This window comes from Pseudoalteromonas sp. McH1-7, assembly GCF_013366255.1.
Taxonomy (GTDB): domain Bacteria; phylum Pseudomonadota; class Gammaproteobacteria; order Enterobacterales; family Alteromonadaceae; genus Pseudoalteromonas; species Pseudoalteromonas peptidolytica.
Genome location: NZ_JABWPQ010000016.1, coordinates 97,376 through 110,191, shown reverse-complemented (window position 1 = coordinate 110,191; position 12,816 = coordinate 97,376). Strand labels below are relative to the sequence as shown.

At 41.8% G+C, this 12,816-nt stretch carries 3 protein-coding genes; all 3 read right to left on the bottom strand.

Annotation, left to right across the window (positions count from 1 at the left end):
* Positions 1–31: 31 nt before the first annotated feature.
* The 3 genes from HUZ36_RS12805 to HUZ36_RS12795 all read right to left on the bottom strand — a co-directional run bounded on the left by HUZ36_RS12805 (position 32) and on the right by HUZ36_RS12795 (position 12,798).
* Positions 32–2,974, bottom strand: a complete 2,943-nt coding sequence (locus HUZ36_RS12805) for an AMP-binding protein (protein ID WP_176033049.1) — start codon at positions 2,972–2,974, stop codon at positions 32–34.
* Positions 2,975–3,071: 97 nt separating this feature from the next.
* A complete protein-coding gene (locus HUZ36_RS12800) occupies positions 3,072–11,756 on the bottom strand; it encodes a non-ribosomal peptide synthetase (RefSeq protein WP_176033048.1) in 8,685 nt (2,894 codons plus the stop codon).
* A 22-nt stretch (positions 11,757–11,778) separates the two neighbouring features.
* A complete protein-coding gene (locus HUZ36_RS12795) occupies positions 11,779–12,798 on the bottom strand; it encodes a TauD/TfdA family dioxygenase (RefSeq protein WP_161972749.1) in 1,020 nt (339 codons plus the stop codon).
* Between the last annotated feature and the right edge of the window lie 18 nt (positions 12,799–12,816).

Below are 12,816 nucleotides of genomic sequence, written 5' to 3'. Positions count from 1 at the left end.
ACTTATTCTGCCTGTCCGATTACCAAACCTTTTAGCCTTCAGCCAAAAGCCTCTCCACTTCTTCTTCTGAAAGCATTTCTATTTCCGCTAGCAACTGCTCTGTTAGCTGTGCTTCATCAGCAGCCTGACGTTTCTGTCGCGTTTCAATCAAGTTGGCCAGTTTTGCAATAGTAGGCGCTTGAAAAACATCTTCAGAAGAAATTTCCAATTGTTGCTTTTTAGCACCTCCAACAATCTGTACTACTCGAATAGAATCTCCACCCAAGGAAAAAAAGTTATCGTTTATCCCTATTCGCTCAACCTTTAAGCTCTCTTGCCAAATACTCACCAACTGCGCTTCAAGGGGCGTATTAGGTTCTACATACGCAACGTTACTAAGCTTTGAATCTGCATGAGCCAACAGCTTTTGAATATCGACTTTACCGTTGGTGTTAAGCGAGAACGCATCTAAGGTTATCACTTTGTCGGGTATCATATAGTGTGGAAGAAATTCCTCTAATTGATACGGTAGCGTTTCCTCTAGATCCTGCTCTGGAGTCTCTAGAAAAGCACAAATCGACAATTTGGATAGTTGATTTTCTCGAGTAGTAACCAAGGTATTCTTACCGCTAACTTGACTAATAACGCGCTCAATCTCATCTAGCTCAATTCTATAGCCATTAATCTTAATTTGTCGATCATTACGTCCTAGAAATACTAACTCTGCACCTTGTTTCGTGCGATTTAACTTAGCAACGTCACCCGACTTATATAGTCGCTTATCCTCGCCAGCTATACGCACTGTCAAAAAGCGCTCACGCGTGAGTTGTTCTTTTTCAAAGTAGCCGGCAGCAAGTCCTGTACCACCAATATAAACTTCACCAGCAATACCATAAGGTGCAACTCGCAGGGCGTTATCTAGCACATACATTTGCATATTGTCGATTGGCAGACCAATTGCAGCGTTGCCCTTACCACCACGCTCTAATCTAGCTACACAACAACCTACAGTTGCTTCTGTGGGGCCATATTCATTGAACACCTTGATATCTGGATTGTGTTGGAACAAAGGAGCCAAATCTTCATGCTGTAAGGATTCGCCACCAACAACCAAATGGGTTATACAAAGGCTTTCCAACTCCCCTGAGGCGAGCCAGCTGTTTACTAGCTTCAGGTGTGATGGGGTAATTTTAAGTAAGTTGATATTTTTGATATCAACCAGCGCACGTTTAAAATCATCAGTCTCATCGCCCTCAACCAGCTGAACGCTGCCACCAACAAGTAAAGGAGAAAACAACGAGGTTACAGTCAGGTCGAAGCTTATGGCGGTATGAACTAAGCTGTTACCTTGATGAGATAAGTAATGCTTAGCTGCATAAGATAAATAATTTGCGAGCCCTTGACGAGTTACTTCGACCCCTTTTGGTTCACCTGTAGAACCAGAAGTATAAAGTCGATATGCAATATCAGTGTTGTCAGTGATATCTTGCAGCAAGACCTCAGAACATTCACTAATACTTTGCCATGCCGAATCAATATCAAAGACCTTCGTGTCGTGACATACACTATCTAGCACCTCTACACAGGAGTGCTTCACAAACGTGCATTTGAGACCTGTCAGCAAACGCTCTAGACGTTTACCCTTTGTTTTAGGGTCAATGGCGCAATAGCTAACTCCTGAATATATAGATGCAAGGAGAAGTACAAGTAACTCATAGCTTCGAGGCAACATCACACCTATCGTGTCGCCACGTCCGTAGCCATGGGATGTTAGAAAGGCTATACATTTACCCACATCGGAGCCTAGCGTGGCATAATCATAACTAACCTCACCATTTGTTACAGCGATATCTTTTGCATATGCAGCAAAAGAGTCAGAAAACAAACTCGTCAAGTTAGGTGTGGTAGATGGTGTAGGGTTAAGCTGTGACAGTAAGCTTTGCTCTTTTTCAGCATCTAAAAGCTGAGTCGCCAACAGTGCCTTATCGTCATCTTGATGAGACAACGCACATAAGAGCATATTAGCTAAGTCTTCAATCTGTTCTGTCGTGTATTGATCTTCTGCATAATCAAACTTGGCTACTCTTTTGCCATTTTCAAAACAAAGCAACTTTAGCACAATGCCTTGATAAGTATGGCAACAGTCTAGATCTACAATAACGAACTCAGCCCCTTCAGAAGCCTGCACATTGTGAATTTGTATCTCTTGAAAAGCAAATGCCATAGAACTACTGATCGCTTCAGGTGCATATAATTGATACGCGCTGTTCGCCTTGAGCTTATCGGCGAGTTGCAACGCAACATCTTTTACAGATTCAGTTTCACCTATGGTTAGCTGTAGAGGTAGCGCTCGCGCATACAAGCCCACCGCATCTCGAAGCTCTGGGTTCACACGACCGTCTAGTACCACATTGATAGATAATGGGTTGTTCCCCGAGTACTGAGCCAATACACCAGCCCACTGCGCTAGAACAATATTACTTTCGACTGAATCAGGTAATCCAACTTCATAATTACCACGCTCAGAAGGTGCTTGAATATCCTCGACTTCATTTTCATGATATGACCAAAATTCGGTAGCTTGATTGTCTTGTTCAATCATTTCTTGCTGCCAAAGTCCATAATCAATATATTCTGTTGAAGCCAATGAGGGAGCTTTACCATTGTACCGAGAAACTAATTGCTTAAAGATATTCTGTAAACTCTGGCTATCTGTAAACAATACTGGCACACGGATAGCTAGCTGATGTTTATCAGTCGCGAGTGCTGTTAGTGTCGCATGAACGCCGTAGCTTCCACTTGTAGGTATTTGATTATCATCACCCTCTGGCGTCTCCTGCCATATTAATTTAGGTGATACGACACTCTGTCTTGGCTGATGATACAGCTCATCATGTACCAGCTCCATACGCAGTGATTCATGTTCATTAATCACTTCATGTAAGCTGTCTCTAAGCCGCTGTCTATCAATAATACCATTGATGATTATTGACACTGAATTATACTTTTCAGTTACAACCTCCGGGCGTTGAGCCCAGAGGTTGCGTTGCTGAATTGTCATTGCATAACAATTTTCGTTCAAAATATTACCCTTAGCTTTCAAATGTGATTAGGTTGCCCATTGATACAAGAAGCTTTCTGTCACCTTTATACGGGTTTCGCCCATGAGCCATCATGACATTATCGACTAATAAAGCATCGCCGTCCTGCCAAGCAAATGACGATTCAAGCTTTTTATATAGCGCTAATAAATCTGATACAAACCCATCTTCTATTTTGTCCCCATTACCAAAATAGCAGTTACGAGGATATTCACTTTCGCTGTAAACAGTCGCTATTGATTGCCTAGTATTGTCATCCAAACAAGAAAAGTGCCAATGCTGGATTTGAGCTACCCAATAACATTTATTTTCTTGGTCTGTTACAAAAGCAGGTCTTACCGCATAAGTCCGCAGCTTGTCTTTCTCTAGCCATTCAAAGCGGATGTTTTGCTCTTTACATTTTCTTTCAACAATTGCTTTATCGGTTGTACAGAATACGCTCTCCCAACCTAAGCCTACATCATCAGTACGAGAATAATTTCGAACATACATCACACCATGCTGTTTAAACTTTTCAACAACCTCAACAGGTAAAGCTTGATAAACCGCATTCGTGTCTACCAGTGGCGTTTCTCCCCCCTCAAGGGCGGCGACTTGGCACCCAAACATAATTCGAGAAGGCCATGTGCTATTAAATGTATTTTCATTGTGCCACAACAAATGATGTTCGCTCGAGTACTGAACTGGAGTCTGTACAGTCGCGTGACCATCAACTGGATTGTGCTCGCCATTATCTTCAACTAAATCACTGATTAGCAGATTCGCTATGCTGGAGAAGTTTTCTACTGATCCAACATTGAAATTTCTAAATAGGATAGCACCATACCGTGAATAATAAGAATCTACAATAGCTTTATTGCTATTTATCCAATTCCTTAAGTTCACACCAGGCTGTGAAGCACTGATAGACATTGGCTCACTGATGTTGCTTGGGGGCGTTAATACAATCGCAGAACCGTTATTATCCGCCCCCCTGCGGCGCCCTGTTATCTTAAGTGTTGACTGTTTTTCTAGTAGTGCATTTTCTTGATTCTGCCGTTGTGTCGCAAGATTTTGTTGCAGAGAATTAATTAACTCACCTACTTTTACTGTATCTGCGCCTGCCGCAATCTGTCTTAATGCAGCTTCAAAGATTGCCAATAGTTCATCAACTCGCTTTTCGCTTATCACATTCGCATTATAGACAAGCTTACCTTTTATCGTATCTGAATACTCTAATAGACCTAGTGTTAAATCAAGACGAGCTTTGGGCTCACCGATATCTAAAACTTCACAATGCACGTTTTCTAATGCAATTTCGGTGTCTGGCGCTTGATCTAAAAATAGCTTGATCTGAAAAATCGGTGACTTTCTATTTGCTTGCGTTCCTCTTAGATGATTGACAACTTTTTCAAATGGCACCTCTTGATTACTCAACACATCTAAGGTGTTAGATTTAACCTGATCAAGAAATTCTGAGACCTTGCTGTCATGATCTACAGCATTTCTCAATGCCACCTGATTTACAAAGAAACCCATTGTATTCTCAAGTTGATAATGCTCACGATTTGCCACATCTGTCCCGATAACAATATCTTTTTCTCCAGTTAATGCTGCAAGCGCAAGATTGAATGCGGTTTGAAGCAGCATAAATGGTGAAAAGTGTGTCTGATCACTAAATCGTCTTAGCTGTGACGTCAAATCAGCGCCTAACTCATACTGTTGGGAGCCTGTAATCACGTCACCGGCTTGCGGTACAGACTTATCACTCAGTGCTAGCATCGTGTTTGGCATATCTGCCAAATACTGTTGCCAAAAGCGTAGCTGTTGGAGCTCATCTTTACGCGTATCTCTTTGCCAAACGGCGTAGTCAATATAGCTTACAGAATCGCAGGTATCTGTAGTAGATTGCTCATTATGTCCTTGCTCATAGAAGCGACACAACTCACTGATGAACAGACGCGTTGTCCAACCATCAGTAATAATGTGATGGAAGTTAAGCACCAAAATAAACTTCTCTGGTGAGAGCTGTAATAAACGAGCCCGCCATAAAGGCGCAGCAGATAAGTTAAACTGGTAAGCTTCCTCTTCGGTAACTACTTTATTGATGGCATCCGGCTGTTCAAACTCCGGTAGGTGGTGCAGCGGCTCAATTGGTAATGCAACAGTTCCAATTGCAGCCAGTTTTTGATGAGGGATGCCTTTTTCTACATCCATCATAATCGCAGTGCGCAGTACCGCATGTTTTTCCACCACACAATTGATTGCTTGCTCAAGCTTCGCAGTATTGAGCGAGCCAGTTAAGGCAATAGCTGCAACATTATTATACCTAGTGTGATGGTTATCTATTTGATCTGCTAGCCATAAGCCTTGCTGAGCAAAAGAAAGCGGCCCCTCTGTTGCTGATGTATTACGGATTATTGCCTCTTGTTTATTCCCCCCTGATGTATGCCTATCGATCAAGCTTGCCATCTGCTCTAATGAATCTGCTTCAAACAGATCTCGCAGTGAAAAGGTTACATCAAAGTGGGCCTTGATCCGTTTATACAGACTGGCCAATTTTAATGAGTGGCCTTTTAGTTTGAAAAACCCGTCTGTTTTGCTCACGTGTGAGACACCAAGAACGTCACACCACATTACCGATAGCTCTTGCTCTGTTTTAGACTTTGGTAGCTCGTATGTTTGCACCTCGTTTGCGACAGTAAACTGATTAGCTAACGCCTTTCTATCCACTTTACCACTTGGTGTTTTCGGAAGTTGCTCAAGTAGCTGAATATAATTAGGTACCATGTAATGCGGTAGCTGCTGCTTTAATATTGTTAGCAAACTTTGCGTATCAACACTTCCGCCATCAATTACCTGCACAAACGCTTCTAATGTGGTCATATCTCCTTTGCCACTAATCATAGCGACTGCTGCAGAGACATCAGCCTGTTGCTCAAGGATTGATTCAATTTCGCTCAGCTCAATCCTAAATCCACGAACTTTAACTTGAGTATCCTTTCGGCCAAGATACTGCACACTTAAGTTATCTCGTTCACCGACCCAACGGCCCATGTCTCCTGTTTTGAATAATCGACCCCAAGGTGAGTCTATAAAGCTCTGGCTATTTAAATCATCACGAGCAATATAACCAGTTGAGAGGCCGGCACCACCAATATAAATTTCTCCCTGCGCGCCTTGTGGGCTTAATGAAAGGTTCTCATCAAGAATATACAAGTCTGTATTCAAGATAGGCTGACCTAACGCAACAGACTCGTCACGACTAATTTTAGTGCAAGATGACCAAATAGTCGTTTCTGTTGGGCCGTACATATTCCAGGCATCACTCGTCACATCTAACAACTGACGCTTCAGTTGTGTTGGCATGCTTTCACCACCACAGAGCGCACGAATGCTGTTAGGGAGGTCAATACCGAAATTGAGCAATGCACTCCAAGTTGAAGGCGTCATTTGTAATACGCTGGGTTTGACATCAGAGATGGTGTTCGCCAATGACTCAATATTAGCTAACTGAGCGTTTGAGCCAATCACACAAGTTCCACCTGATACAATAGGCAAAAAGAGCTCAAGTAGCGCTATATCAAAGCTGTATGGTGTAATGGCAAGAATGGAGTCGTCACGGTTAAACCCAGGCTCTACTTGCATACTCATCAAGAAGTTTACAAAGCTTCCATGTGATATTTGAACCCCTTTAGGCTTTCCTGTACTACCCGATGTGTAAATTGCGTATGCCAGTTGCTCTTGCTCTAACTTTTTACTGGCAGCAGCTCTACTGAGATGCTCAGTTTCGCTTATACGGCATACTGTGACCTCATCTCCATACTGGCTTGCCTGAACACTTAGCGTGTCACTACAAATCACTAAACGCATGTCGCTATTTTCAACGATATATCCCAATCGCTCAGCTGGATAGGTAGGATCTAAAGGAACAAACGCACCTCCCGCTTTGATGATCCCTAACATGGTGATCAATATATTCTCAGAGCGCTCCATCAAAATACCGACAAAGTCTCCTTGTACAAACTGAGAAGACTGGAGCAGCATATTTGCCACTTGGTTGCTTCGAGCATCTAGGGTTTCATAGCTAAATTCCATCCCTTCGCATTTGATCGCCGTTTTATGGCCAGATACCTGAACTTGCTGAGCAAATAAGTCTTTCACAGATGTAGCAGCTAAATCGCTTTTCTTACCTCTACTGTGACTTAAGATAGCGTTTTTATCCGCTTCACTTAGATATGAAATATCCTTTATTGGACTTAGCCACTGCGCTTGTAGCGATTCTAATAGGTATAATAGTTGCTCACCAATTTTGTCAATTGTACTTCTGTTATATAAGTCCTGAGAATACTCGATTTGTAGTTCAAGCCCACCAGCATCCGTATTGGCAAAGTCAAAAGTTAAATCAAATTTGGCCGATATTTGTAATGGCTCTATCAGCTCGGCATCACACCCTGCAAAGTCAATATTATTATTTAGGTCAAGATAGTTAACTAATACTTGGAATAGGGGGTTTCTGCTAAGGTCTCTGTCAGGCTCAACGAGCTCTACAACCTTTTCAAAAGGCAGAGCTTGGTTGGACTGTACCTCTAGCATCTTCTCCTGTGTTGTTTCAAGAAAACGGCCAACCGAACTGTCTTGAGAAATACCTTTTAAATTAAATGCGACTGTATTTAAAAATAGTCCAACAGTATCTTGGATTTGAGATTGCTCTCGATTTGCAACCGGGATACCCAGACAAAAATCCGTTTGATTTGAATATCGTTGTAAAAGGAGATGAACCGCACTGATTAACATACTAAATACGGTTAATTGACGGCTATCACATAGAGATTTTAAGGAATCAAATTGTCCTTTGTCTAGATTGAAAAGTACTCGCTCCCCTTTACCTGACAGTACTTTAGGTCTTGGGTGATCTGTTAGCATTTCTAAGTTTTGATAGCCACTTAATTCCTTATTCCAAAACTTCACTTCATTAGCTAATGTCTTCTCGTTGATAAAGTCGCGCTGCCACTTCGCATAGTCAGTATATTGAATGGCAGGATGCACGACCTCCACATCTTTTTGTTGTACAAAATCTCTATAGCTAGACGTGATATCATCAAGAATAATATTCAGAGACAACCCATCTGCCACAATATGGTGCATACATAGTCCTAATACCCATTTATCTTCTGCAAAACGAACAAGTAATGCACGGATCAAGGGCAACTCACCAAGGTTAAATGGTTTTTCAACCCAGCTTTCTAATGTCGCTCTATAGCTTGATAGATCAGTAATATCAGCCTCTGTAGACATATCTAGCTGTTGTAATGGAAGCTGAATATGTGGCTCCACAATTTGGCAAAGTCGCTCGCCTAACTCACTAAACTTAGTTCGCAGCGAATCGTGTCTTGCTATTGTGTAAGCAATGGCTTTTTCCAAAGCCTTAGTATCAATCTGGCCACTAATCTTAACAAAGCCTGTCATATGGTACTTTGTACTTTCACCAATTTTATCAAGGAAGTACATTCGCTCTTGACCATAAGATAAAGGAATATCCTCTGTGCCGCTGAGCGGCTTAATCTCAGGCAACTGAGTTTGTTTACTCGTCGCTTTACCTTTTTTCTCATCAATAAGTGCGGCCATCGACGCTAAGCTTTCTGAATCATATATTTCTTTAATTGTCAGCTTAACTTCCAATGCGTCACGAATGTTTGCAATCATCCTCATTGCTTTGAGAGAGTTTCCATATAGCCCAAAAAAGCTACTATTGATACTCACCTTGTCTTGTGAAAAGACACTCTCCCATACCTTAGCTAATACAGTTTCTGTTTCTGTTGTTGGCGCAAGGTAGGGTCGACTTTCTTCCTTTTGATACTTATCTATTTCGCTTACCAAAGCTTTTCTGTCCACTTTTCCACTCGGTGTCATCGGAAAGCTTTCAACCTGAAATAGTGCATTGGGTATCATATAGTCCGGCATTTTGCTTTTTAGCGTGTTCTTCAGCTGCTCTACATCTATTGTGGCAGCTTCAGCCGTGAAGAATGCCATAAGCTCAACACTATCTGCATCACCGTTCGATGGGTGTCCTATAACAACCGCCTCTGTAACTCCTGCAATAGCATGTACCTGCGATTCAATCTCACCAAGCTCAACGCGATAGCCCTGAACTTTCAACTGCGCATCGTTTCGGCCTGTGAAGTAGAATAAACCATCTATGTCGTAATACCCTCTGTCACCTGTACGATACAATCGCTTCCGTTGTGAGCCAATTTCACAGGTTACAAACTTAGCACGTGTTTCTTCATCACGGTTTATATAGCCTTTAGCAAGGCTCATCCCACCTAAATATAGCTCGCCAACAAAGCCTGGGGGCAAAGGGTTCATTTTTTCATCTAAGATATAAGCCTCCCTTCCCTGTAACGGCTGCCCGATTGAGATAGCGTTACTTTGGTCGCGACCAACTTCATGCGCCAGTGCCGTTACCGTTGCTTCCGTTGGGCCATAAGCATTTATTAATCTGACAGTGTTTTCAAATAGCTCGTTCCAACTATTCGCTTTGTCAGCTACCATCCGATCTCCACCGACGATCATGAGCCTTAGGCTACTTACCTTTTCAAGTGATGGTAAGTTTTGCCAATCATCAACCACATGATTCCAATATGCTGTAGGTATATTAACCACGCTCAACTGATACTGTGCAATCTTTTCAGCTAACTCAGCAGGACTCCAAACAACGGGCCCTCTAATACATAGTGTCGCTCCACTCGCCAACGCAACATAGATTTGTTCAATAGATGGATCAAAGTTTGCTGGTGCAAATAAGAGCGAACGATCAGCTACGCTCATTTGATAGTACTCAATCATGGATAATGTATGTGCTATCACTGAGTGATGTGGTATTAAAGTCCCTTTTGGGTTCCCTGTCGAGCCAGACGTATAAATCATATAGGCATCGTCATCTTGACAATATTCATGATTTTTATTGTATGCTATTGATTCACAGGGTTTATTAACCGTAATCAGCTGTAAGTTGTATTTCTCTAGCTGTTGTTGATCATCTGCTAAACAAATAACCTTGCTGACGTTTGAATCTTCAATCATGTATTTGATGCGTTCTTCTGGGTACTCAGTATCCAGTGGTAAATAGACTGCATTTGCTCTTGAAATCCCTAACATAGCAGCGATCAGTAAAAATGAACGCGGTGCAAAAACGGCAACTACTTCCCCTTTTTCTACCCCATTGTCATCTAACTTTTGCGCAATAGCATTCGCCCAATTACCCAATTCTTGATAGCTAAGCGTGTCCGAATCATGCTCTAGTGCCACTTTATCGGGGCATTGTTTGATTTGCTCTGCAACTAGTTGGTGGATCGCTTTGTTTACTGTATTGCCTGTCGATGTTTTAACTTTGGTATTATCTAGCGCTGCTTCTTCTAACTCGAATATCGGTATATTGTGCAACCCATCAACTTGTGCTGATAACAAGTAACGCATTTGGGTAATAAACGCATTGTTTATTTGTTGGATTACTTGTTCAGTATAAGCATTACTGTCAAAGCGCCAACATAGCTCGATATTATTGTCGATGTTTACTTCGGCATGCAAAGCTAGCTTGTGTAGAGAAGGAGCCAGCTGGATATGTTTAGGGGCCCAACTTAACTCGCTGTTGGAACAAGTAAGTGTAGAGGCGCTGTTATAAAAAGCGAAACCGATATCTAACGATTCCGATGCTTCTTCTCTCCAACACTCAGGCCATTTATAAAAGTCTTGCCAACTTTGAATAGAAGTTAACTGCCTAGAAAGTTGCTTAACAAGTGGTAAAAATGATTTAAACTCAGTGATGTCCACACAAATTGGTATGTCTTTTTGAACTATACCCATGACACTTTGTAGCTGCTCATCATCTCTCCCTTCAACCCTGAATGAGACAGCTTGATTGGATTGCCCACTCATGCGTGAGACAATTAAAAGCCACATCGAGCAAAGCACGTCTTGAGCCCGCAAATCATGTTGTGAACAATACGCATTAAGCTGCTCTGTATACACACTAGGTAAGTTAACAACTTGACTGTGTTGGGTGTACGCACGCTCTGTTGTTGGCTCTTCAAGCGCAAAGCTAAAACGTGGGGAAAAGTCTTTGCAATAATTGCTCCAGAACTTGTTTCCTTCAAAAGCATCATCTGACATTTGAAGCTCATCTAACCATGCTGCATAGTCGATATACTGTAGAGGCTCCTCCAGTTCAGGACACCCTGATCCGTGTATAGCATCGTAGCAATAGGACCACTCTTTTAGCATAGTCATTACGGCTTGGTAGTCCATAGCCAGGGCATGACAGCAAAGAATGATATGATGCTTATTCTCGGCTTCTTTTACTAAAGAGATATATACTGTGCTGCTATTACCACTTTTTTGGAACTCTTCATTTTGTACTTTAGCAATCTCTGTTAGCGACGATTCACTCAATTCATGCTCGCTCCATTCGAGGTTTGCTCCCGCTAGCACTTGCAGTGGGTACTTCATCCCTGGAATAACAGTGTAATCTGTCTGAAAGATCTCATGCCTTTCCACGACAGTGCTTAAAGATTCTTTTAAAGCAGCAATATCTACACTACCTTTAAGCTCTACTACAATTTGTGCACCAGAGCGATCATGCTCAAGTATTTGAAAAAGATCCCTCTGCTGTGGTGAAGTCAGAAATCCATCAGACATAATTTTCTCCTAATTATTATTATTAAAATTCAGGTCTTGAATAAAGGTCAGCCATGGCTACACGTACTTTTCTTGGGCCTGTAAATGCCTCCCTTCCGTGAACAGAGAGCACATTATCAATAAGTAGTACATCCCCTTTTTGCCAATCAAACATTTTCTTTTCTTTTAAATATGCTTCTTTCAAGTGTCTCGCTACATCATCTGGGATCCTTGTACCGTCACCGTACAAGGTATCAAATGGTAACCCTTCTTCACCCACTTGACTTAACATGCTTTCAAGTACAAACGGTGGCAAATTTGCACGATGCCAGAAGGCAATGTGATTGAACCAACATTCTTCATTAGTCTGCGGGTGAATAATCGTGGCAGAGCGAGTTTGGCTAGTGAAGAGGCCGTCGTCTTCTTTCCATCGAAAGTCAATTTGATTCACACGGCAGTATTCTTCAACTTCACTTTTAGAACGTCCAGCGAAAGCATCTTTCCAATCATATGCCAAATACTTTCCATAATTTCGATGTAGTGTCCAGCCTACTTTTCTAAACTTATCTAATACATCTGGGTCTATATGTTGCAATATACGCTTGCTGCAACCTATTGGTGTAGCTCCCCCAGTGATCGGCTCTTCTTCACAGAAGAACCATACTTTTAATGCGAATGAAATTGACGCTGTATTTTCATTGTGTAACGCGATAGTTTCATCATCTGGGTACAATGTTGAAGTAAACACATTATTCGCGATCGTCTTTCTGGGTGAAGAACGTTCTACATATTCAATTAATTGATACTGTGAGTCTCGAACATATTCAACAAACTCCTTATCACCATAAACATCAAAGCCTCTAAACAATATTGCACCATGCTGCAAAAGTTTTTGATCAATAAAGCTTTGGTTCGTACGAGTCCAATCTTTAAGGCTAACGCCTGGAACCTGGGGGGTGATTAACAGTGCATAAGAGTCACCTTGAAACAGTTCAGTACAAGCCACTAGATCTAAACTAGAAATAGGAGCTTGACGACTTCTTGTTATTGTTCTTTTTGCCATTTTAGGGCTGCTTTTTAA